Origin of the sequence: Microbacterium sp. NFH-22A-Y, from assembly GCF_021401375.1 — a bacterium.
Taxonomy (GTDB): domain Bacteria; phylum Actinomycetota; class Actinomycetes; order Actinomycetales; family Microbacteriaceae; genus Microbacterium; species Microbacterium hominis.
The window spans coordinates 725,474-746,063 of sequence record NZ_JACBGF010000003.1 but is presented as its reverse complement, the minus strand read 5'-3'; the positions used below and the strand labels follow the sequence as shown (position 1 = coordinate 746,063).

Sequence of the window (20,590 nt, the reverse complement as noted above, 5' to 3'; positions counted from 1 at the left end):
TGCCGCGCGCCGCGGTCAGGAGTCGCTCTCGTCGCCGGGGCCGCTGAGCCCATCCCGCCCGCGGAGGCGATCGATCTCGCGCCGTTCGCGCTTGGTGGGGCGGCCGGCACCGCGATCGCGGACGGCGAGCTGGGCGACGGGCTCGCGCGGCGGTGTGCGGTCTTCGGCGGCGAGTGCCGCGACGGGCGCGCCGACGCGCTTGGTGAGCAGCTGGCGCACCACGAGGATGCGGTCGAATCCCGCGATCCGCACCCGCAGTTCGTCTCCGACGCGCACGGCCTGCGCGGCTTTGGCCTTCTCGCCGCCGATCCGGACGTGGCCGGCGCGGCAGGCGGTCGTCGCGGCGGAGCGGGTCTTGTAGACGCGGACCGCCCAGAGCCACGAGTCCACGCGGACGGACGGTTCGCTCACCTCTCGATTCTGCCGTGTCGAAGCCGCGAGGTCACGCCACCGTCAGCGAGACGATGGGACGCGCCGGTTTCGGGCGGGCGACTTCGACGAATCCGGCATCCACGAAGCTCGAGAGGGCGCCGCGGAAGAGGCTGTTCGACGACGTCTTGCCGGCATCGGTGTCGACCGGGTAGCCCTCGATGACGCGCGCGCCGTGTGCGCGGGCGTGGTCGACGGCCGCGTCGAGCAGGCGGATCGCAAGGCCGTCGCCGCGGAACTCCCGGCGGACGACGAAGCAGGTCACCGCCCACACCGACGCATCGTCGAAGGGCTCCGGCGACTGCTGGAACGCGCGCGTCGTGGCGAGGCGGGGCTGCGCCGGCCGCGGCGACACCTTGACCCAGCCGGCCGCCTCGCCGTCGACGTAGGCGATGAGCGCGGAGGCGGGCGTGGCGGCGAGGTCGCCGCGCAGCAGCTCGCGCCGCTCGGCGGACGTCGCGGACTGGAAGTCCTTGTTGCGCAGCATCCACCACTGGCACCAGCAGGAGGCGCCGTCGCCTCCGCCGGTGAGGGCGTGCTCCACATCGGCGAAGCGATCGGCGGATGCCGGGACGATCTCGATCTGGCTCATGACCAGACCGTACTCCCGGTCACGGACACGCGTTCGCGAGCACTCCGGGAAACCGGTAGGATAGGGGAGTTGTCCGCGAGCGGACGATAGACCGGGATGTGGCGCAGCTTGGTAGCGCACTTGACTGGGGGTCAAGGGGTCGCAGGTTCAAATCCTGTCATCCCGACGGTCTGAAGCCCTGATGAGGAATCGTTTCTCGTCGGGGCTTCGTCGTGTCTGAGGGTGGGCACTGGGTTGTCCAATCGCTCGATCTGCTCGATCCGTCCGCGGATGGAATGCACCGCTCCGCTTCGGTGTCGTTGGCCACAAAGCGCACCAGAATGCGCTGAACGGGTATCGCGCTTCTGCCTGGAAGGGGAGATTTGGGGCCTCCTCCAATCTGACGTATGGTTTCCGCGGCAACACCCAGTACGCAAATCTCCACGTGATCTACCCGAGAATGTTCTGACATGGAACTAACGAATAGCTTCTGGGGTCGTCAGGGCCGAATAGGGCGCGTGACATCTGGCCCTTGGGCCGGCCGCCTTCTGTTCGTCTACCCGGACACCATGATCGAGTGGTGGACGTTGGTGGTGGACCCACCGCCCGTGGCCGGAGTTCCGGGTGACATGTATTTCAAAGGCAACGATGAGGTCGCATCGCTGCTCGATGAGTGGGGTGTCGAGTGGCTGCCCCGCGACTCCGACGAAGTTGAGTTGGAGCGAGCTCGGTTCGGGTGGAGGCCTCTCCGCGGCGGGGTGGAATGGCTACCCAGCTGAACGCGGCTCGCTGCGCATGAGTGCGGCTGATTCGGCTTGCCTTCCGGGACACCTCCGTCGAACGTGCCTGGAATGGACGAGCGCTCTCGGCCTGCCACCGGTACAGGCGGCGGCGTCGTCGTGATGCCGGAATCCGCTCACCGTTGCCGTGTACCGAGATCGATCTCCCTCCCCGTGTTGATTCACCACAAGCGTGAGAATCCACGCGACCCTCGGGCTAGAGCGGCTTGCTCGAAACTGCGTCACCTGTCCGGGCATGCGTGGGCGGTCACGGCCGGCAGGTTCGCCGAGTGATTCACCTGGAGCCAACTGCTTCCGACGCTGGTCCAGTCGACAGCGCTCCAATACACCGTCCGCTCGGACTGTCCGTCGACGAGAAGGGTGTACTCCTGACCGCTTTGTGCAGAGAGCTGCGCGGCATGGGTCAGCTGCATGCCGGCAACTGGTTCGCCGAGCTCAATCTCCTCTCCACGTGTGAACGTGTGCTTCCCTTCGTACTCGGCGACGATCATCCAATCCTTCGACGTGGTGAGGTCGCGGACGCTGAAACTCAATCTGCTTGCGTCTGTTGGGGCACATATGGCGACTCGGATTGAGCCGCCGCTTGCCTGGCGCAGAGCAGCGACTCCATAACCCGCACCCGTCTCGCACCCCGTCAGGCCAAGTGCTCCCGCGGTACAGGCCACCGCCGGGGCCAGGAATCTGCTCAGCATCGGTAGCTGCCGTACTCGACGTTCGCGGCCACCTCGAGGTCGTTGAGACACTGATTTCCTCCACCCAGAAGGTAGTTTGCCCGAGGAGGGGAGGGCAGGGCTGTACGGCACGGTGTCGGTATCATGGCGCATCTCGCTGACGTGATGGGCGACCGGCGCCGCTCGAACTGCGCGGCCTGAAACGTGTCCCGTGGATAGCGATGCGCGGGTGAGGAGGGGGAGGATGCCGGTGCCACGACCCAGTCTGTGGTTGATCGCGGTGGTCGCGTTCGTGGTCTTCGCGGCGATCTTCGTGCTCCAAGGAGTTCCCGATCAGTTCCTCGTCCTTCGCAATGCAGCGACCTTCTCCGCCAGCCAGCGGGAGTACCTGGTCGGGCAGGTTGCGCTCGTCGCCGTCTTCCAGGCTTTCGTCATCGGTGTTCTGCACTGGCATCTGCACGTTCTCGACCGACGCGTGCGCGGGGATCACGTGACCTTTCTCGTGCTCTTCGTGTGGGGCTCGTTGGTGTGGCCGGTGACGGCGTTCGCTGATGCGTACCGGGACTACGAGTATTGGGGCCAGGGGAGCTGGCGAGCTTCCTTCGATCTCGCGTTCTTTTCGGTGCCACTGAGTCTCGTGGCCCTCATCGTGATGATCGTACGAGGGTCCCTGATCGGAAGAAGGGCCCGTGCGTGACTCCTATCCTTTGGAGGATGGGAGTCACGGTCGCCTACGCGCGGACGCCGCCCTGTCTTCCCTCACAGAGGAGCACCAGATGACCACCTACGCCCAGAACCTGAACGAGATCCTCGACCGCGAGGCTCTTCCCGCGGGCGGGGTCGTCTCCGGCGACGTCGACTACGTCGCGGACGGTGTCGCTTTTCGTGGGTACCAGGCCCGTCCCGCCGGGGGCGGCCCCTACCCAGGGATTCTCGTCGTACACGATTGGCTCGGTGTGACCGACTACGTCCGGATGCGCTGCGACATGCTGGCCCGTCTCGGCTACGCGGCGTTCGCCGCGGACGTCTACGGTGCGGACATCCGCCCCGCACCTCAGGATGCCGCCGCCGTCGCCAGTGGCTTCTACCAGGATCGCGCGCTGTGGCGACAGCGGCTCGCGGCCGCGTTCGAGCGGCTGCTCGCCGAGCCGTCCGTCGATCCCGCGCGCACCGCGGCGATCGGCTACTGCTTCGGCGGAACCTCTGTGATGGAGCTGGCCCGGACGGGCGCCTCCGTCGGCGCCGTCGTGAGCTTCCACGGCGGCCTGCTCACCGGTCCGGAGGGGGAGGCGAAGCGAATCACAGCCAAGGTGCTCGTCCTCCACGGGGCGGCCGACCCCGTCGCCCCGGACGATGCGCTGCTCGCCTTCGAGAACGATCTGCGGACGGCTCCCGAGATCGACTGGCAGGTCGTCACGTACGCCAATGCGATGCACGCCTTCACCCTCCCCGACGCGAACGCACCGGAGCACGGCGCCCTCTTCGACGCCACCGCCGAGCGCCGCAGCTGGACGGCGATGAAGTCCTTCCTGGGCGAGGTCTTCGACTGAGAGGCCCGGGTTCGCGTCACTCCCGGGCGTCTTCACGTCGATCCGGCGTGACGACTGAGGTGACCATGGATCCCGGCCGCATCCGATCCTCGGCGTTCGCGATCGCGTTCATGACGGCGGTCAACGAGGCGGTGAGCACAGAACGGTCCTTGCCGGCGACCCATGCGGTACGTGAGCCGTGGCGGTATTCGATGAGGGTGAGGGCTTCGCTGTCTGCTCCGGTGCCGATGCTTGTCTGGGAGAGGCTCAGGATCTCGATCGCGAACCCGTGTCGTGCAAGCGCCGTGGTGAGTGCGTCGACGGGTCCGTTGCCGTCGTGGGTGGTGGTGTCCTCGATGCCGCCGGCGCGGAGGGTGATGCGGGTGTTCGTGTCGGTCGTCACGACGTCGACGAGCTCGATCGGAGCGTCGACGGGGGTGGTGAGGTAGGTGGAGCAGAAGACATCCCAGAGCTGTTCGGCGGTGACCTCGCCGCCGGTGGTGTCGGTGTGATGCTGCATGTGGCGGGCGAAGTCGATCTGGAGCCGGCGGGGGAGCTCGATGCCGAACTCGGTCTGGAGCAGGTAGGCGATGCCGCCCTTGCCCGACTGAGAGTTCACGCGGATGACGGCGTCGTAGCTGCGGCCGATGTCGGCCGGGTCGATGGGCAGGTAGGGAACCCGCCAGGCGATCTCGCTCTCGTCGCGCCCTTCGGCTGCAGCGCGGGCGCGATGCTCGGCGAAGCCCTTCTTGATGGCGTCCTGATGGGTGCCGCTGAACGCGATGTGCACGAGATCGCCGACATAGGGGTGTCGAGGGTGCACGTCGATGCGGTTGCAGTACTCGACGGTACGGCGGATCTCGTCGATGTCGGAGAAGTCGATCATCGGGTCGACGCCCTGCGCGTGCAGGTTGAGGGCGAGGGTGGCGAGGTCGACATTGCCCGTCCGCTCGCCGTTGCCGAAGATGCAGCCCTCGACCCGCTGGGCGCCGGCGAGGACGGCGAGCTCGGCGCAGGCGATCCCCGTGCCGCGGTCGTTGTGGGGATGGACGGAGAGGATGACGCCGTCGCGGCGGGCGAGGTGGGTGTGCATGTACTCGATCTGGTCGGCGTACACGTTGGGGGTGGCGATCTCGACGGTGGCGGGGAGATTCAGGATGACGGGGCGCTCGGGCCTGGCATCCCACAACTCTGTCATCGCGTCGCAGATCTCGATGACGTAGTCGGGCTCGGTGAGGTTGAACACCTCGGGGCTGAACTCGAACCGCACGTTCGGCAGGTCGCCGGCGAACTGGAGCACGTCCCGTCCGCCGGCGAGGATCAGCTCCCTCAGCTCATCGCGGTCCTTGCCGAGCACGGTGTCGCGCCAGGTCGGGGCGGTCGCGGTGTACATGTGGAGGACGACGTCGTTGCGGATGCCGCGGATCGATTCCACGGTCCGCTCGATCAGGTCGCGGCGCGCAGGGGTGAACACGACGATCGTGACGTCGTCGGGGGCGATGTCGGTCTCGGCGATGAGGCGGACGAAGTCGTAGTCGGTCTGCGACGCCGAGGGGTAGCCGACCTCGATCTCGGTGTAGCCCATCCGCACCATCAACTCGAAGAACCGGCGCTTGCGGGTGGGGTCCATGGGCTCCGCGAGGGCCTGGTTGCCGTCGCGCAGATCGACGGGGACCCACAACGGCGCCTGGGTGAGCCGTCGGTTCGGCCATTGCCGGTCGGCGCCCAGGGGCACGTCGACACGGGAGTAGGCGTCGGTGTAGCGGTGCGAGGGCATGCCGGAGGGGCGCTGCCGATTCCAGGAGGGGGCGATCGTGGTGGTCATGACAAGGAGTCCTTCAGGGTCTCGTGGGGAAGACCGGCGCAGTGTTCAGCCCCACGGCGGGGAGCCGGCCCGGCTACGCCCCGCCGTGGCGGCGAAGAAGAAGGAGGTTTGCGGTGAGCACGGGTAGAATCTAGCAGAAGTCCTCAGACAAGTAGAGGAGACGAGATGACTCAACTCAGACGTGTCCCCTTGGCGGATCAGGCCGCCGACGCGCTGTTCGCGCGCATCCGCGCGGGGGAGTGGGCGCTCGGCGCCAAGCTCCCCGGCGAGACGACGCTGGCGCCGCAGCTCGGAGTCGGACGGTCCACCGTACGGGAGGCGATCCGCCAGCTCGCCGGCCGCGGCATCCTCGATTCCCGTCAGGGGTCGGGGGTGTATGTGACGGCGTTGGAGGCGCCCGATGACTGGGAGCAGGTGCTGCGCCGCACCGACATCGTCACCGTGCTCGAGGCCCGCACCGCGATCGAGGTCGAGGCGGCCAGCCTCGCAGCGACGCGCCGCACGCCGTCCGATCTGCGCGCGATCCGACGGGCACTGGACCTGCGCACCGTTCCTGGGCAGAGCGTCGAGGAGCACGTGGATGCCGACATGGCGCTGCACCGCGCGATCGTGGTCGCCGCGCACAACGAGGTGCTGACCGAGCTGTTCGACGGGTTCGTGCCGCGGGTGCGGCGCGCGATGGTCGACATGCTCCGCCTCCGCCCCGTGCCCGACGCGCACGCGGACCACGACGCGCACGTCGTCGTGGTCGACGCGGTCGCCGACCGGATGCCGGATGCCGCGGCCCGCGCCAGCCGCGCCCATCTCGATGCCCTCAAGGCGGGTTTCGCGTGAGTGCGGCGGTCGTCGAGCCCGTCGTGGTGCTTGACGAGGTGACGTTCCGCAGGGCCGGGAGAAGCATCCTGAACCGCGTCTCGCTGCGGATCGCGCCGGGCGAGCACTGGGTGCTGATCGGCCCGAACGGGGCAGGCAAGAGCACGATCCTCGGCCTTCTCGGCGCGCGCGCCTTCCCCACCACCGGCACCGTCGATGTGCTCGGACATCGTGTGGGTCGTGTCGAACTGCTCGCATTGCGTCGCCGCATCGGGCACGTCGACCCGCGGCATCCGCTCGACTCGCCGCTCACCATCACCGACGTCGTCCTCACCGGGGTCACCGGCACCACCGAGCTCATGATGCGCTGGCAGCCCACCGCCGCCGAGCGCCGCCGAGCCGCCGAGCTGATCGACCTGCTCGGCCTCGGCGGGAAGACCGCGGAACGATGGCCGACCCTCTCCCAGGGCGAGCGGGGGCGGGCGCTCATCGCCCGTGCCCTGATGAGCGAGCCCGCGCTCCTGCTGCTCGACGAGCCCTCGACCGGACTCGATGTCGCCGCCAGGGAGCAGCTGCTGGAGACGGTCGACCGACTCGCCGCGAGCGATCCCGATCTCGCGTCCGTGCTGGTCACCCACCACCTCGAAGAGATCCCCGAAGCCGCCACCCACGCCCTCCTGCTCGCCCGTGGCGCCGTCGTCGCCGCCGGTCCCGTGCACGACACGCTCACCACCGACCTCGTGAGTCAGACCTTCGACCACCCCATCGCCGTCGACCACCGTGACGGGCGATGGCGTGCCCGCAGCCTCCGCACGGTTCGCAGCGACTCGCGACGGCCGGCGACGCGCACGACGCGGGAGCGCCTCACAGAGAGCGGCGACGGATGGATACTCCCTCGTGACCGATGACGACGCGCAGCCGACTGTTCTCGCCAGTGCGATGTGGTGGTCGGAAGACCACGCTGTCGTCGCCGTCGTCTCCGATGCGCTCGCCGGCAGAGTGCTCACGCGGGGTTCGTGGCAGGGGGTCGTCGTGAGGTCGGCGCGCATCGTCGAAGACGACGCGGTCGCGCGGCAGGCTGCGTTCGAAGCCTTCCTCCGCGGCGTCGCGAATGCCCTGACCAGCATCCAGGTGCCAGGGCGCCCGGGAGGCGTGCTCGGCGTCGGAGAACTTCGCCTCCATCTGGCGCTCTCGGGCCCAGAACTCGCGCGGGGAGTGCTCTTCGATCCGGACTCGCTCGCCGTGCTCCTGCCGTTCGGACTGTCGCTCTACGTGGATTGAGGCTTCGTCACGGTGAGGACGAGGCGAGCGGTGATGGTGAGTCGGTTGCCGATCATCGCCCGCTCGCCTTCTCCGGGGAGGAAGTTTCCGCCGTGGCACGGGTGGTTGACCGCTCGTCCGGCAGCGGTGCGGGCGACGGACGGCGGAACCGGCCGGTGGCGACGAGGACGATCACGAGGGCGAGGGGCACGATCCAGCCGCTCCAGCCGAGGACGGTCGCCTGCGTGGTGTCGATGCGCTCACCGGCCATCGCGAACAGGAGGTAGGTGCCGCCGGCGCCGTTGAACGCGGCGTGGGCGAGAGCGGCGGGCCAGAGGGAATCGGATCGGAGGCGCAGCCAGCCGAAGATCGCGCCGAAGACGATGCACATCCCGGTCATCGCGCTGAGACCGAGCCAGCCGAGAAGCCCGGGTAGTTGTATCCGAGAAGGATGAGCGGCGCGTGCCACAGTCCCCAGATGACGCCCGAGGTGAGGATCGCGGGGATCGCCCCGAGAGGCATGAGCTTCGGAAGAAGCCATCCGCGCCAGCCGAGCTCTTCGCCGAGCGCCGGGACCAGGTTGATGAACGCTGCCATCGGCAGTGCGAGGAGCTGCAGCAAGACGAGCACGCCGATCGGGAGCGGCAGCTCGTTTCTGCCGAGCGCCTGCAGTTGCGCGGTGATGGTCTGCTGGCCCGAGGGTTCGGGCTTTGCGCGGCGGCCGTTCGACGAAGACCTCCACGGTGAGCGCCGCAAGGGTGGGCGTCGCCATCATGGCGACCGCGATGATCGGGAACGCCGGGCTTGCGAGTCCGTCGCCGAGCCAGAGCGGAAGCGCCACGAGCCAGGCGAGGGCGAAGGCGATCACGACGAAGGTCACGATGGAACGGATGTCGGTTCCGCGGAGCCGGCCCGCTCCGCCCGTGCTCGTGATCGTGACGTCGGCGGCTCGCGTCACGACGGGATCGCCGTGGCTTTCGAAGGCGCCCGAGGTGGCCACGATCTGCGCCCAGGCTGCCGCGAGCGCGTCGTCTGACAGGTTCTCGCGCATCGTCTGGTCGAAGCGCGCGGACACGAGCTGCCATCGGCCCGCGACGAGGTCGTCGATGACGGATCGAGCCAGCTCCGCACCGTCGCTCAAAGGTGTCGTGTTCATGAGTTCTCCCGTCCTGGGGTCGATGGGCTTGCCGAACCGCTGGAACGCCGCCTGCCGGCTCACGCCCAAGGCGCCGCCGATCGCCTGCCAGGTCGCGCCGCGCTCGCGTTGCGCGACCGCGACATCCTCAGCATCCGGCCGGCTCCGACAGCGTTTTACATCACGGAAACACGGCGGTCATTGTTGCGAAAGCGCGCCCGGTATACAGTGTGCTTACTCAGCGTAAACATGCTGTTTAGTGATGAGAGGATCGCCGTGGACGACAGCAATCTCGGTGCCCGGGTGCGTGAACTGCGCATGCTGCGCCAGATGTCGACGCGCGAGCTGGCGCGGCGCGCGTCGATCAGCGCGGGCTATGTCAGTCAGATCGAGAACGGCCAGGCCAACACGAGCCTGGACGTCGTCCGACGGATCGCCGCCGCGTTCGGCGTTCCGTGGACCGAGCTCTTCAGCGCGCAACCCGCGCTGGGCACCGTCCTCCGTCGCGCCGAGCGACCGATGCTCGCGGCAGGCAACTCCGTGCGGCACTTCCGCATCACCCAACCGCCGCTCGGCAACGTCGAAGTGCTCGTGTCGGAGTATGAGCCCGGTCACGGCGAGGGGAGCGAGAGCTACACCCACGGCGACTCGCAGGAAGTCTGCGTGATCCTGCGCGGTCGCTTCCGCTTCCACCTCGGCGACCAGGACTACATCCTCGAGACGGGCGACAGCCTGGACTACCGATCCTCGACGCCGCACAGCATCGTCAACATCGGCGACGTTCCCGGCGAGGCCCTGTGGGTGGTCACCCCGCCCTCCGACGCCCCCCTTCCCGCCGTGGACTGAACCACGTCCTCAGACTCCCGGCGCCGACGCGATGTTCGCACGGCACCGGTGATCGGCGATGCCGAAAACAGCACCGCCACCCGCTTCACCTGCTCCACTACGCACCGCCCCGTCCGAGTTCCATTCCCTCCCCGGATTCCCGGATCCGCGCACCACCCGTCCCGCGCTAGGAGAACATCATGCACGTCCGCCGTACCGCCGCCCTGCTCGCCACCGCAGCCCTCGCCGCCGCCCTCGCCGGGTGCGCGAGCGCATCGCCCGGCGCCGAAAGCGCCTCCACGACGATCCAGTTCGGCCTACCCACCAACATGGGGGCCAACAACTCGCCGATGGCCGTCGCCGAGGCGATGGGATACTTCGCCGACGAGGGGCTCAAGGTCGAGATCGTCGTCACCGGCGACTCGACGTCGATCGTCCAGGGGATCGACGCCGGTTCGCTCGACATCGGCAGCACGCCTCCCGAGCCGATCCTGCAGGCCATGACCAAGGGCAGTGACCTGCAGCTGGTCTACAACTACATCCGCAAGCAGACCGGATCACTCGCGGTGCTCGACGACAGCCCCATCCAGTCGCTCGAGGACTTCCGCGGGGCCGTGATCGGCCAGGCCAGCCTCGGCACCTCGAACATGCTCCTGTCGGAGGGCATCCTCGCCTCGGTCGGGCTCGCTCCCGACGTCGACTACTCGCACCTCGCGGTCGGCACCGGCGCGGCGGCCCTGCAGGCCCTGAAGACGGGACAGGTCGACGCGCTGTCGCTCTGGGACACCGAGTACGCCGCCTTCGAGGCCCAGGGGACGCCGCTGCGCTACTACACGACGGATGAGGTGGCCTCGCTCTTCTCGACGACCTACTTCACGAGCACCGACTATGCGGGAAAGAACGCTGCGGCGATCGAAGGGTTCGGTCGCGCCATGGCCAAGGCCACCCTGTTCACCGCGACGAACCCCGAAGCAGCGCTGCGCATCATGTACGACAAGTACCCCGACACCCTCGTGGCCGGCAACTCCATCGATGACCAGCTCGCGATCGACCTGGTGGCGCTGAAGCGTCGCATCGAACTGCTCACGGCCGGCGACCCGGAGGGCTCTCGCACCTGGGGCGCCTACGACGAGTCGGCGCTGAAGGCCTGGGCGAGCTTCGCCCTCGACGCGGGGATCATCGACTCCGCCGTCGACGCCGTCGCCGCCGCGCCCAACACCTTCGTCGAGGCCTACAACGACTTCGACGGCGACGCCGTCATCGCCGACGCGAAGAACTGGAGCGCTGCCGGATGACGACCCTGACCTACACCGCGGGGGTTCCCGCGATCGACCACCACTCCCACGCCGGTTACGTCCGGCCCGGCGAGGAGCTGGAGGGGATCGACGCCCTCGAACGGGAGAACGCGATGGGACACGTGGAGGCGCAGCTTCCGGTCGACGTGTTCGACGCCTTCGTCGCCGCGCGCGGTCGCCACGACGGGGCGGAACTCGACCGGCTCGACCGGGAACACGGCATCCGGGCGCTGTTCGAGGAGAGCATCGCCTTCCAGGCCACGACCGTGCACGCGGTCGCCCTGGCCGACGGAAGCCGGGCGCTCTACGGCGACATTCCCCACGCGGAGCAGGTGCGCATGAGCGCGGAGCGCCGCCGGGCCGACTTCCCGGGGCTCTACGGGCAGGCGCTGGAGCTCTCCCACACGGCCGCGGTACTCACCGACATCCCCTGGATCGATTCCGCGCTGTGGCCTCACGCGCAGTACAAGCCGGTCGCCCGCATCGATCCCTACCTCTACCCGTTCGGGCACCCGCCCTTCCGGCGCCGCGGTTCGGACAGCCCGCGCTTCCAGCGCGTGTTCGCGTCGATCCTCGCCGATCTGCTCAGCGCACAGGGCCTCGCGTCGCCACCGGCGACGCTGGGGGAGTACGTGGCGTTCGTCCGGTCCTCGATCATCCGCCGGCAGGAGAGCGGTTTCGTCGGGCTCAAGATCGCCTCGGCCTACGTGCGCTCCCTCCACTTCGTCCGGCGGTCGCGGGAGGAGGCTACGGCGGCTTACGAGCAGCTGCGCACCGACCCGGCCGCGCTGCAGGGCGAGGCCCACACGATCGTCGCCGACTTCCTCGTCTTCGCGATCGCCGAGCTGGCCGTCGAGCGCGAGTTGCCGGTGCAGATCCACACCGGCATGGGTCACGCCGAGCCCGGACTGCTGCTCACCGGCGCCGACCCGCGCAACCTCGAGCCGCTGCTGTCCGACCCGGCGCTCAACCGGCTGCGGGTGATCCTCATCCACGGCGGTTACCCGTACACCTCCTACCTGGCGGCGATCGCGCAGGCGCACGGCAACGTGTACGTCGACTATTCGTGGATGCCGTACCTCCACCATCACGCTCTCGAGCGGATGCTGCAGGAGTGGCTGGAGCTGCTGCCCGCCAACAAGATCATGTTCGGCACCGATACCGGCCAGCCCGAGTTCCACGTCGCGGCCACCGCGCGCGGGCGGCTGCTTCTGGATCGCGCGCTCGCCGCCGGGGTGTCCGACCGCCTGTGGAGCACCACGCAGGCCGAGTGGCTGGCGGGCCGCGTGCTCAACGAGAACCTTTGTCGTGTCTATGGGTTGGAGGCTCCGTGAACGACCTCATCGAGATCGCTGATCTGTCGAAGGTCTATCAGACCCGCACCGGCACGGTCACGGCTCTCTCGCACGTCGACCTCAGCATCGGGGAGGGCGAGTTCGTCTCCATCCTCGGTCCGAGCGGATGCGGCAAGACGACGCTGCTGAGGATCCTCGCCGGGCTGGAAGGCCACACCGAGGGTGAGGCCACGATCTCCGGAACGCCCATCGGAGCGCCGCGGGGCGAGGCGGGCATGGTGTTCCAGAAGGCGACGCTGCTGCCGTGGCTGAACATCCTCGACAACGTGCTGCTTCCGCTGAGCCTGAAGCGACGCGTGACGGCATCCGATCGTCGCCATGCCACCGCGCTGCTGACGATGGTGGGGCTCGAGGACTTTCTCCGTAAGCACCCGCACGAGCTCTCCGGGGGCATGCAGCAGCGCGCCGCCATCTGTCGCGCACTCGTGCACGACCCCGCCGTGCTTCTCATGGACGAACCGTTCGGAGCACTGGACGCGATGACCCGCGACGCCCTGAACGTCGAAGTCAATCGGATCTGGCGGGAGACCGGCACCACCGCGGTGCTGATCACCCACAGCATCGCCGAGGCCGTCTTCCTCGCCGAGAGAGTGGTGGTGATGACTCCCCGGCCCGGCCGGATCGCGGAGATCGTCGAGGTGCCGTTCGGCAAGGAGCGTACCCCCGACCTGCTCGGCGACCCCGAGTTCGCCGCTCTGACCTCCCACATCCGACGCCACTTCGAGGTGAACTCATGACCGTCAACACTCAGATCGTGACGACGAGGCGTCGCGCGGTGAACACGCCGACGAAGCGCGCTGTCGGCTCGCTCGGCCTGTTGGCTCTGCTGCTCCTGGTCTGGCAGTTCGTGCCCGGCTGGACGAACACCCCCGAGTACGTGGTGCCGCCGCTGAGCGATGTGCTCTCCGCCCTCTTCGACCCGAGGGCGTTCCCCCGCTATGTGGAGAACGCCGCCTCGACGATGACGATCGTCCTGACGGGGCTCGCGATCGGCGTCGCAGCCGGCCTGGCGTTGGCGGTCGTGTTGGCGCAGTTCCCCACGGTGTACGCCGTGGTGTTCCCCTACATCGTGGCGATCGAGTCCATTCCGAAGGTCGCGATCGCTCCGCTGTTCATCATCTGGTTCGGCTTCGGGATGCCCTCGAAGGTCGTCGTGGTCGTGCTGCTCGCCTTCTTCCCCATGCTCGTCAACGCGCTGCACGGCTTCCGCGGGGTGGATCGCGACCAGGTCGACCTCTTCCGGGTGAACGGTGCCACGCGTTGGCAGATCCAGACGCGTCTCATGCTCCCCGCTGCCCTCCCGCAGATCTTCTCGGGCCTGGAGCTGGCCGTCGCCAACTCGATGATCGGCGCGATCGTCGCCGAGTTCGTCGGCGCACAGAAGGGCCTGGGCGTGCTGATTCTGCAAGCGCAGGGTCGGATGGAGACGGCGGCCGTGTTCGCGCTCCTCATCATCCTGTCGGTGCTCGGCATCGTGCTGAACCTCATCGTGCGGATGCTCCGCAAGGTCGTCGTGCGATGGGAGATCACGTCGAAATGACCTTCAGCATCGTCGCTCGAGACCCGCTGACCGGCGCGGTCGGCGTCTGCCAGGGCACGGGGTCCATCGCACTCGCATCGCGGTGCCCGCAGGTATCGGGGGAGGCGGCGGTGACGAGCCAGTGGCACTCCGACTGGAGGCTGGGGCTCCGGGCGCTGGACCGAGGGCGTGCGGGCCTGGATCCCGTGCTGATCCTCGCGGGGCTGGCCGAAACCGATCCGCACTTCCACTACCGTCAGATCGGCGTCGTCCTCGACGACGGCCGCGTCGCCGCCCACACCGGGGATCACGTCGAGCCCGGCCTGTACGCGGGTCACCGCGTGGGGGAGGGTTATGCCGTCCTCGGGAACGGGCTGGTCGGCCCCGAAGTCCTCGTGGCGATGGAGGAATCGTTCGGAGAGTGCACCGACGTGCCGTTCGAAGAGCGGCTGATGCGCGCCCTGGAGGCGGGACTCGGCGCGGGTGGGGAAGGGCGCCAACACCTGTCGTCGTCGATGATCACAGCCGTCCGCGGACAGCGTCGGCATCGTCTGGATCTCCGCGTCGATCTCGCTCCGCAGGGGCTCGATGCCGTCGCCGAGCTTCGCCGCATCCTCGACGGGTACGCGCCGTTCATCGACTACTACGGGAGCTATTGGCTCGATCATCCCGAGGTCACGGGCGAGCAATGGCTGGCGATGGGATCGCCGACGTCGTGAGCGTCGTTCGGCGCGGGCGGGGCCTCGGGGCGGACGGCGTCCGCGGTCCCGTCTCCGGATTGCGCGGAAATATATAGACCGGTCTATTATCGAGAGGTGACGACCAAAGGCACCCGCACGAGAGCCCGACTCTCGGAATCCATGCTCGAACTGATCCAGACCCACGGCTACAGCGGCACCGGCGTCAACGCCGTGATCGCACACTCCTCGGCCCCCAAAGGTTCCGTGTACTTCCACTTTCCGGACGGTAAGGAAGGGCTCGGTGCGGCGGCGATCGAACTCGCGGCCGCGCAGTTCGAGTCGTTGATCACGGATGCCGCCGCATCCGGAGCCGGAGCTGCCGAGGCCGCCCGCACCGTCATCGCGGGGGTGGCTGATCTCGTCGCAGGCAGCGACTTCCAGCTGGGGTGTCCGGTGTCGGTCGTCACCCTGGAGATGGGAGCGCACAACGAGCGACTGCGCCGCGCCTGTGCCGACGCCTTCGAATCGTGGATCGCGTCGGCGGCGGCACTCCTGGAGGCCGACGGGCTCGCCCCGACCGAGGCGCGGGGAATGGCCACCGTCGTCGTGTCGATGATCGAGGGGGCCGTGATCGTCTCGCGCGCCCTGCGCAGCACGGGGCCGCTGATGGATGCGGCGGACGGCATCGCGGCGTTCATCGCTCAGCGCGTCTCGGCGTCGACCTCGTGAGCGTCCCCGACCACGGTCGACACGCGCTGGTCCTCGGCGCATCCGGGTTCGTCGGCCGCCACCTCCTGCGTGCCCTTGCGGGTGCCGGGGGAGAGGTCACGGCGGCCGTGCGCACGCCCGCGTCGGCAGCTCGCCTGCAGCACTGGCTCCGCGAGCACGGCCTGACACGACCGGTGGCGACCGTCATCGTCGACTTCGCCTCCGCGGAGCTCGTGCCCGGTGACCGGTCGGCTCTCGCCACGGTCACCGAGATCCACAACTGCGCGGGCTCCTACCGATTCGGCATGTCCGCGCAGGAGGCGCGCGAGGCCAACGTCGGCATCGTCGAGAGGCTGATCGACGTCGCCGCGGGGCTTCCCGCGCTGCGCCGCGTCGTCCACGTGTCCGGCTACCGTGTCGGCGGCCAGGATCCCGCGACGGTGCCGTGGTCGGACGACCATCGCGCAGCGGTCTATGCACGCCTCGGCGCCTACGAAGCGTCCAAGGTCGAATCCGACGCGGTCTTCCAGGCGCGCGCGAGCGAGCGTGGGATCCCGTGGACGATCGTCAATCCCGCCAGCGTGATCGGCGACAGCGTCACGGGCGAATCCGACCAGCAGATCGGCCTCGCCGACACGATCCAGCAGCTCTGGCGCGGCAGGATGGCCGCCCTGCCGGGAGGGGACGCGATCTTCCTCCCCGTCGTCACCGTCGATCACCTCGCCGCGTTCATGGAACGCGTGGCCGTCGATCCGGCGGCGGAGAGCCGGGCCTACTGGCTCCTCGACGACGACACCCCGCCGCTCAGCGATCTGCTCTCGACGGTCGGGCGCCACCTGGGTGTGCCGATACCACGGCTCACGGTCCCGGTCGGTGTCATCCGGCGTCTCCCGGCGCGCGTGACCCGCGTCGACCCCGAGACGCTGTCCTTCATGTCTTCCGACCGCTATCCGACGGGGTCCGCCGACGCGCTCGCCGCCGCCCACGGGATCTCGACGCCCGACGTGCGGCTGTCGCTGCACCGGTGGGCGGATCACCTGGTCGCGCACCGGTTCGGCGACGCGCCCGGCGGCGACCGGCGATTCGTCGATGCCGGCGGCATCCGCACGTTCGAGATCGGACGCGCGGGTTCGCGTCGGGTGATCCTGCCGGGCCTGCCCGTGAACGCCGACACCTGGGCGCGGGTCGCCGCAGGCACGGGGGCTCGCGCGGTCGACCTTCCCGGCCTGGGCCTGTCCGGAGGTACCGGTCTTCGGGACTGGACCCGGTGGCTGGCGGGTCTGACGAGCGGGGAGCCGCTCGAGCTCATCGGCCACTCTCTGGGGGCCGCCGCCGCGCTCGCGGTCGCCCGGCGATTCCCCGAGCGTCTCCGGTCGCTCACGCTCGTGTCGCCGTTCTTCCTGCAGGTCCCGCCACACGGTGCGGCACGGATCTCACCTGTCGTGCGCGCGTTCCTGAGGCACGCCGACGCGGTGCGGCTGTCGCGCCGGCTGACCGGGACCGACGCGGGGGCGGCGGCGCTGGAGTCGAGCGTGAGCGACCTGAGGCGTACCGGCGCGAAGCACGCCGCAGCCCAGCTGTCGCGCGCGGGCTCGGCGAGGTGGCGGGCGCAGCTGCGGGACGCGCTGAGGGGGTTCGACGGGCCCGTGCGTATCGTCGTCGGCAGCGAGGATCCGCTGGATGCACGCTTCCGGGATGACCTCGGTCCCCGAGTGGAGATCGTGTCGCTTCCGGGTGCCGGTCACCACCCGCAGCTGACCCATGCGGAGGCCCTCACCGAGGTCCTGTCGCGCCCGGTCGCCTGACCTCGGCATCCGCACTCTCTGGATACCGCTACATCCGTTCCAACGGGTTGGCGGCCAGCTTGGCGACGATGCCGTTGTCGAGCAGCCGCCGCGCGGCCGTGTCGGGCTTGCGCGCGGCCTGGTCCGCGACGCACGCGCCGAACTCCGCCGCGAGTCCACCGCGGGGGTACACCGCGAGCACCTCGCGCACGAACGACTCCGGAAGGGCGTCGGGTCGCGCGCCGGAGATGTCGAGGCCGGTGGCGATCTCAAGGAGGTGGCCCTCGGCATCCATCGCCGGGTCGACCTGCGGCCAGTTGTGCCGCACGATGACCTCGAGCACCCGGGTGCGTCGCTCGGCGGGCCAGCCGGCCCCCGCGGTGAGCGCGACGCCCACGTGTCCGCCGGCGTGCTCGTATGAGACGGTGTGGTTGTCGAACGCGGTCACGGTGCCGATGTCGTGCAGCACCGCCGCGACGTAGAGCAGCTCGTGGTCGACCTCGGCGATGCCGTCGACGCGCGCGAACGCTTCGGCCCAGAGCCACGAGCGCAGCGCGTGGGCCGTGATCGCGGGGGACTGGTACTGGCGGGCGAGCTCGAGCGCTCCTCGCGCGGCGAGGGTGTCGGGTGCGCGGAAGTCGGTGAGGTGCATGCCTCCAGTCTCCGCGCGCCCGATGCGCACCGACCGCCGCGTGGGCGTCGAGCCTCGTCGCATTCCTGCCAGATCGGTGCGCGACGCGCGTGCCTCGCTCTCCGTGCCGGCGTCGGAGATATCGTCGACGCCGTGAGCGTGGGAGCGCGAGTCGGATTCATCGGCCTCGGGATCATGGGGGAGCCCATGGCGCTCAACCTGGTGCGCACTGGCGTGGCGCTGACGGTGTGGAACCGGTCGGAGCGCGCCCGAAGGGTGCTGGTGGATGCCGGGGCGACGGCCGCGGCGGAACCGGCGGAGGTGTTCGCGCGGTCGGAGATCGTCATCCTCATGCTGGCCGGCACGTCGGCGATCGACGACGTGCTGGGTCCCGACGGCGCCCGGCGCGCGGAGATGCTCACCGGGCGCACGGTGGTCAACATGGGCACCGTGCCGCCGGAGTACTCCGCCCGGCTGGCCGCCGAGATCACCGGCGCCGGCGGCGTCTTCGTGGAGGCGCCCGTGTCGGGGTCGCGACGCCCGGCGGAGGAGGGGACTCTCGTCGGCATGCTCGCCGGGCCCGAGGATGCGGTGGCCCGCGTCACACCGATCCTGGAGCCCTTGTGCGGCGCTCTCACCTTCTGCGGGGACGTCCCGTCGGCGTTGACGATGAAGCTCTCCGTCAACGTCTTCCTCATCGCGGTGGTCACGGGGCTGGCCGAGTCCTTCCATTTCGCCGCCCAGCACGGCGTGCCCGCGACCCTGTTGCGGCAGGTGCTCGATGCCGGGCAGATGTCCTCGCCCCTCTCTCGCGTGAAGACCGCCAAGCTCGCGGCGGAGGACTGGACGCCGCAGGCATCCATCCGTGACGTGCTGATGAACAACGAGCTGATCACCGAGTCCGCGCGCACCGCCGGCATCGCGAGCCCGCTCCTCGACGTGACTCGGGAGTTGTACGCCGACGCCGTCGCGCGCGGTGACGGCGACCTCGACATGGCGGCCGTCGTGCGGGCGATCTCCGATCGGTCGGCGGGCGGCGCCTCGCCGGAACTCACAGCCGGCATCCAGCCTGGCGGGACCAAATCGGGCGCATCCTCTGTTTGATCAGGTGACGCCGCAGCCAGCGGTGTCGCAGAGGAGACATCATGTCGAAGGACTACCGCAAGACCCCCGAGGCGCTCGGCCGCCTCACCGATCAGCAGTACGCCGTGACACAGGAAGAGGGCACCGAGCCCCCGTTCCGCAACGCTTACTGGGACCTGCACGACGACGGCATCTACGTCGATGTCGTCTCGGGCCAGCCCCTGTTCGCATCGACCGACAAGTTCGACAGCGGCACCGGATGGCCGAGCTTCACCCGCCCGATCGAGCCGGATGCCGTGGTCACCACGACCGACCGCACGCTGTGGATGACGCGCACCGAGGTGCGCTCGTCGGGCGCCGAGAGCCACCTCGGCCATGTGTTCGACGACGGCCCCCGCGCGGAGGGCGGCCTGCGCTACTGCATGAACTCGGCCGCGCTGAGGTTCGTGCCCGTCGAGGACCTCGCCGCCCAGGGTTACGGTGAGTACCTCGACCGTTTCCCGAACGCCCCCACCACCGACCCCACCCCTCAGGAGGATGCAGCATGACCAGCGGACCGAGCGACACCGGAGCCATCACCCAGCCGGCCGGCACCGAGACGGCCATCCTCGCGGGCGGCTGTTTCTGGGGCATGGAGGATCTGATCCGCCGTCAGCCCGGCGTGATCAGCACCCGCGTCGGCTACACGGGCGGTCAGAACGATCACGCGACCTACCGTCATCACCCGGGGCACGCCGAGGCGGTCGAGATCGTCTTCGACCCGAATGCGACCAGCTATCGCGACATCCTGGCGTTCTTCTTCCAGATCCACGACCCGTCGACGCTGAACCGCCAGGGCAACGACATCGGCACGAGCTACCGCTCCGCCATCTTCCCCGTCACGCCCGACCAGGAGCACGTCGCGCGCGAGACCATCGCCGACGTCGATGCGTCGGGGCTGTGGCCGGCGCCGGCCGTGACCACGATCGAGCCGCTGGGTGCGTTCTGGGAGGCCGAGCCGGAGCACCAGGACTACCTGCTGCGCTACCCCAACGGCTACACGTGCCACTTCCCGCGTGCGGGGTGGGTCCTGCCGTCCCGCGCCGACGCCTGAGCGACGCGCGGGAGTACGCCCCGAAGCTGTGAGGCGCACATCTTCGGGGCGTACCGTCAGGTCATGAGTACACAGAGCACGACGAAGAGCCCGTCCGACAGCGCCGCCCTCGGCCTCGGATCGGTGCTGGCGGGCTCGCTGCCGTCCGCATTGATGACAGCGGATGCCCCGGCCCGCTACACCGTCGAGGCGGTGTTCACCCGTCGGCCGCAGCGCGAGGAGATCGCCGATCTGCTGAGCGACGAGACGCGCGAGATGCTGATCCGCAACGGATACCCCGTGGTCGAGCTGACGGTGTCCGATCGCCGCCTGGAGATCGCGAACACCAACCTCGAAGAGCTGCGCGACGGTCTCGGAACGGTGCTCGCCGACCGGCTCGCGGAGATCAGCGACCGCGCCGTCGAGCGCCGCGACGCGGCCGCCCTGCGCGACGAGAAGACGGCCGAGGGAGAGCGCGAGCGCGCCGCCGCCGTCGTGGCCCTCGCCGCGTCGGTCAGCTTCGAGCGCGTCGTGCCCGCTGCCGGATGATGCCGAACACGACGGTGGCGACGGTCCGATCGACCCGGGACTGAGGCGGTCAGCAC

General features: G+C 69.2%; 25 protein-coding genes, 1 tRNA gene and 1 pseudogene. 19 read left to right on the top strand and 8 right to left on the bottom strand.

Going from position 1 to position 20,590, the window contains the following annotated elements; genetic code table 11:
• Positions 1-15: 15 nt before the first annotated feature.
• Positions 16-411 (bottom strand): RNA-binding S4 domain-containing protein, encoded by a 396-nt coding sequence (locus L0965_RS14620; protein WP_101306528.1) that lies wholly within the window; start codon positions 409-411, stop codon positions 16-18.
• Positions 412-442: 31 nt separating this feature from the next.
• The gene (locus L0965_RS14615; RefSeq protein WP_101306527.1) at positions 443-1,021 is read right to left on the bottom strand and encodes a GNAT family N-acetyltransferase; all 579 of its coding nucleotides are present in this window, start codon (positions 1,019-1,021) and stop codon (positions 443-445) included.
• Positions 1,022-1,113: 92 nt separating this feature from the next.
• Here L0965_RS14615 and L0965_RS14610 point away from each other — a divergent pair.
• Positions 1,114-1,187 (top strand) — tRNA-Pro (locus L0965_RS14610).
• An 834-nt stretch (positions 1,188-2,021) separates the two neighbouring features.
• On the opposite strand, the gene L0965_RS14605 is transcribed toward L0965_RS14610, so the two are convergent.
• Positions 2,022-2,291, bottom strand: a complete 270-nt coding sequence (locus tag L0965_RS14605) for a hypothetical protein (RefSeq protein ID WP_101306525.1) — start codon at positions 2,289-2,291, stop codon at positions 2,022-2,024.
• Between the two features lie 430 nt (positions 2,292-2,721).
• Here L0965_RS14605 and L0965_RS14600 point away from each other — a divergent pair, with 430 nt between their 5' ends.
• Both L0965_RS14600 and L0965_RS14595 read left to right on the top strand, forming a co-directional pair.
• The gene (locus L0965_RS14600; protein WP_157831620.1) at positions 2,722-3,168 is read left to right on the top strand and encodes a hypothetical protein; all 447 of its coding nucleotides are present in this window, start codon (positions 2,722-2,724) and stop codon (positions 3,166-3,168) included.
• A gap of 79 nt (positions 3,169-3,247) precedes the next feature.
• The gene (locus L0965_RS14595; RefSeq protein ID WP_101306523.1) at positions 3,248-4,021 is read left to right on the top strand and encodes a dienelactone hydrolase family protein; all 774 of its coding nucleotides are present in this window, start codon (positions 3,248-3,250) and stop codon (positions 4,019-4,021) included.
• Between the two features lie 16 nt (positions 4,022-4,037).
• Here the strand turns inward: L0965_RS14595 and L0965_RS14590 are convergent, their stop codons facing one another.
• Positions 4,038-5,825, bottom strand: coding sequence for a 2-isopropylmalate synthase (locus tag L0965_RS14590; protein ID WP_101306522.1), 1,788 nt, complete (start codon positions 5,823-5,825; stop codon positions 4,038-4,040).
• A gap of 165 nt (positions 5,826-5,990) precedes the next feature.
• Here L0965_RS14590 and L0965_RS14585 point away from each other — a divergent pair, with 165 nt between their 5' ends.
• Genes L0965_RS14585 through L0965_RS14575 form a run of 3 tightly spaced genes read left to right on the top strand, consistent with a single transcriptional unit; the run spans position 5,991 to position 7,919 of the window.
• Positions 5,991-6,659 (top strand): FadR/GntR family transcriptional regulator, encoded by a 669-nt coding sequence (locus tag L0965_RS14585; protein WP_101306521.1) that lies wholly within the window; start codon positions 5,991-5,993, stop codon positions 6,657-6,659.
• Positions 6,656-7,546, top strand: coding sequence for an ABC transporter ATP-binding protein (locus L0965_RS14580; RefSeq protein WP_101306520.1), 891 nt, complete (start codon positions 6,656-6,658; stop codon positions 7,544-7,546). The genes L0965_RS14585 and L0965_RS14580 overlap by 4 nt, the downstream gene beginning before the upstream one ends.
• Entirely contained in the window at positions 7,536-7,919 is a 384-nt protein-coding gene (locus tag L0965_RS14575) for a hypothetical protein (protein WP_101306519.1), read from the top strand. The genes L0965_RS14580 and L0965_RS14575 overlap by 11 nt, the downstream gene beginning before the upstream one ends.
• Positions 7,920-7,971: 52 nt before the next feature.
• On the opposite strand, the gene L0965_RS14570 is transcribed toward L0965_RS14575, so the two are convergent.
• Entirely contained in the window at positions 7,972-8,298 is a 327-nt protein-coding gene (locus L0965_RS14570) for a CPBP family intramembrane glutamic endopeptidase (RefSeq protein WP_234057995.1), read from the bottom strand.
• Entirely contained in the window at positions 8,295-8,495 is a 201-nt protein-coding gene (locus L0965_RS14565) for a CPBP family intramembrane glutamic endopeptidase (protein ID WP_234057994.1), read from the bottom strand. Before L0965_RS14565 ends, L0965_RS14570 begins: the two co-directional genes overlap by 4 nt.
• On the opposite strand from L0965_RS14565, the gene L0965_RS14560 reads away from it, so the two are divergent.
• On the top strand, positions 8,482-8,934 hold the full coding sequence (locus L0965_RS14560) for a hypothetical protein (protein WP_234057993.1): 453 nt from the start codon (positions 8,482-8,484) through the stop codon (positions 8,932-8,934). The genes L0965_RS14565 and L0965_RS14560 overlap by 14 nt on opposite strands.
• Here L0965_RS14560 and L0965_RS16800 read toward each other — a convergent pair.
• Positions 8,899-9,054: pseudogene (locus L0965_RS16800) on the bottom strand (hypothetical protein); the annotation flags it as partial. The gene L0965_RS14560 and the pseudogene L0965_RS16800 sit on opposite strands and share 36 nt — an antisense overlap.
• Before the next feature lie 255 nt (positions 9,055-9,309).
• On the opposite strand from L0965_RS16800, the gene L0965_RS14555 reads away from it, so the two are divergent.
• The 8 genes from L0965_RS14555 (at position 9,310) to L0965_RS14520 (ending at position 17,220) form a co-directional block, all read left to right on the top strand.
• Entirely contained in the window at positions 9,310-9,879 is a 570-nt protein-coding gene (locus L0965_RS14555) for a helix-turn-helix domain-containing protein (RefSeq protein WP_060958805.1), read from the top strand.
• Positions 9,880-10,058: 179 nt separating this feature from the next.
• The gene (locus tag L0965_RS14550; RefSeq protein WP_101306518.1) at positions 10,059-11,153 is read left to right on the top strand and encodes an ABC transporter substrate-binding protein; all 1,095 of its coding nucleotides are present in this window, start codon (positions 10,059-10,061) and stop codon (positions 11,151-11,153) included.
• The gene (locus L0965_RS14545; protein WP_101306517.1) at positions 11,150-12,487 is read left to right on the top strand and encodes an amidohydrolase family protein; all 1,338 of its coding nucleotides are present in this window, start codon (positions 11,150-11,152) and stop codon (positions 12,485-12,487) included. Before L0965_RS14550 ends, L0965_RS14545 begins: the two co-directional genes overlap by 4 nt.
• Positions 12,484-13,245 (top strand): ABC transporter ATP-binding protein, encoded by a 762-nt coding sequence (locus L0965_RS14540; RefSeq protein ID WP_198553625.1) that lies wholly within the window; start codon positions 12,484-12,486, stop codon positions 13,243-13,245. The genes L0965_RS14545 and L0965_RS14540 overlap by 4 nt, the downstream gene beginning before the upstream one ends.
• Entirely contained in the window at positions 13,242-14,048 is an 807-nt protein-coding gene (locus tag L0965_RS14535; RefSeq protein ID WP_101306515.1) for an ABC transporter permease, read from the top strand. The genes L0965_RS14540 and L0965_RS14535 overlap by 4 nt, the downstream gene beginning before the upstream one ends.
• Complete coding sequence (locus L0965_RS14530; protein ID WP_060958800.1) at positions 14,045-14,746, top strand: DUF1028 domain-containing protein; 702 nt, start codon at positions 14,045-14,047, stop codon at positions 14,744-14,746. The genes L0965_RS14535 and L0965_RS14530 overlap by 4 nt, the downstream gene beginning before the upstream one ends.
• Positions 14,747-14,887: 141 nt before the next feature.
• Entirely contained in the window at positions 14,888-15,436 is a 549-nt protein-coding gene (locus tag L0965_RS14525; RefSeq protein ID WP_101306514.1) for a TetR/AcrR family transcriptional regulator, read from the top strand.
• Complete coding sequence (locus L0965_RS14520) at positions 15,433-17,220, top strand: alpha/beta fold hydrolase (protein ID WP_101306513.1); 1,788 nt, start codon at positions 15,433-15,435, stop codon at positions 17,218-17,220. Before L0965_RS14525 ends, L0965_RS14520 begins: the two co-directional genes overlap by 4 nt.
• Positions 17,221-17,248: 28 nt before the next feature.
• On the opposite strand, the gene L0965_RS14515 is transcribed toward L0965_RS14520, so the two are convergent.
• Positions 17,249-17,851 (bottom strand): HD domain-containing protein, encoded by a 603-nt coding sequence (locus tag L0965_RS14515; protein WP_101306512.1) that lies wholly within the window; start codon positions 17,849-17,851, stop codon positions 17,249-17,251.
• A 132-nt stretch (positions 17,852-17,983) separates the two neighbouring features.
• On the opposite strand from L0965_RS14515, the gene L0965_RS14510 reads away from it, so the two are divergent.
• From L0965_RS14510 to L0965_RS14495, 4 genes are all read left to right on the top strand, one after another.
• Complete coding sequence (locus tag L0965_RS14510) at positions 17,984-18,934, top strand: NAD(P)-dependent oxidoreductase (protein WP_232783912.1); 951 nt, start codon at positions 17,984-17,986, stop codon at positions 18,932-18,934.
• Between the two features lie 41 nt (positions 18,935-18,975).
• Entirely contained in the window at positions 18,976-19,461 is a 486-nt protein-coding gene (gene msrB / locus L0965_RS14505) for a peptide-methionine (R)-S-oxide reductase MsrB (protein ID WP_060958796.1), read from the top strand.
• Positions 19,458-20,006 (top strand): peptide-methionine (S)-S-oxide reductase MsrA, encoded by a 549-nt coding sequence (gene msrA, locus L0965_RS14500; protein WP_060958795.1) that lies wholly within the window; start codon positions 19,458-19,460, stop codon positions 20,004-20,006. Before msrB ends, msrA begins: the two co-directional genes overlap by 4 nt.
• 63 nt (positions 20,007-20,069) lie before the next feature.
• On the top strand, positions 20,070-20,534 hold the full coding sequence (locus L0965_RS14495) for a hypothetical protein (RefSeq protein ID WP_101306511.1): 465 nt from the start codon (positions 20,070-20,072) through the stop codon (positions 20,532-20,534).
• Positions 20,535-20,590 lie beyond the last annotated feature (56 nt).

Bases quoted from the DNA above. Each gene is read 5' to 3' on its own strand.
- L0965_RS14615 (WP_101306527.1), bottom strand. From the start codon at position 1,021: ATGAGCCAGATCGAGATCGTCCCGGCATCCGCCGATCGCTTCGCCGAT.
- L0965_RS14605 (WP_101306525.1), bottom strand. From the start codon at position 2,291: ATGATCGTCGCCGAGTACGAAGGGAAGCACACGTTCACACGTGGAGAG.
- L0965_RS14595 (WP_101306523.1), top strand. From the start codon at position 3,248: ATGACCACCTACGCCCAGAACCTGAACGAGATCCTCGACCGCGAGGCT.
- L0965_RS14590 (WP_101306522.1), bottom strand. From the start codon at position 5,825: ATGACCACCACGATCGCCCCCTCCTGGAATCGGCAGCGCCCCTCCGGC.
- L0965_RS14585 (WP_101306521.1), top strand. From the start codon at position 5,991: ATGACTCAACTCAGACGTGTCCCCTTGGCGGATCAGGCCGCCGACGCG.
- L0965_RS14570 (WP_234057995.1), bottom strand. From the start codon at position 8,298: ATGACCGGGATGTGCATCGTCTTCGGCGCGATCTTCGGCTGGCTGCGC.
- L0965_RS14560 (WP_234057993.1), top strand. From the start codon at position 8,482: ATGAACGCTGCCATCGGCAGTGCGAGGAGCTGCAGCAAGACGAGCACG.
- L0965_RS14565 (WP_234057994.1), bottom strand. From the start codon at position 8,495: ATGGCAGCGTTCATCAACCTGGTCCCGGCGCTCGGCGAAGAGCTCGGC.
- L0965_RS14550 (WP_101306518.1), top strand. From the start codon at position 10,059: ATGCACGTCCGCCGTACCGCCGCCCTGCTCGCCACCGCAGCCCTCGCC.
- L0965_RS14545 (WP_101306517.1), top strand. From the start codon at position 11,150: ATGACGACCCTGACCTACACCGCGGGGGTTCCCGCGATCGACCACCAC.
- L0965_RS14535 (WP_101306515.1), top strand. From the start codon at position 13,242: ATGACCGTCAACACTCAGATCGTGACGACGAGGCGTCGCGCGGTGAAC.
- L0965_RS14530 (WP_060958800.1), top strand. From the start codon at position 14,045: ATGACCTTCAGCATCGTCGCTCGAGACCCGCTGACCGGCGCGGTCGGC.
- L0965_RS14525 (WP_101306514.1), top strand. From the start codon at position 14,888: ATGCTCGAACTGATCCAGACCCACGGCTACAGCGGCACCGGCGTCAAC.
- L0965_RS14515 (WP_101306512.1), bottom strand. From the start codon at position 17,851: ATGCACCTCACCGACTTCCGCGCACCCGACACCCTCGCCGCGCGAGGA.
- msrB (WP_060958796.1), top strand. From the start codon at position 18,976: ATGTCGAAGGACTACCGCAAGACCCCCGAGGCGCTCGGCCGCCTCACC.
- msrA (WP_060958795.1), top strand. From the start codon at position 19,458: ATGACCAGCGGACCGAGCGACACCGGAGCCATCACCCAGCCGGCCGGC.
- L0965_RS14495 (WP_101306511.1), top strand. From the start codon at position 20,070: ATGAGTACACAGAGCACGACGAAGAGCCCGTCCGACAGCGCCGCCCTC.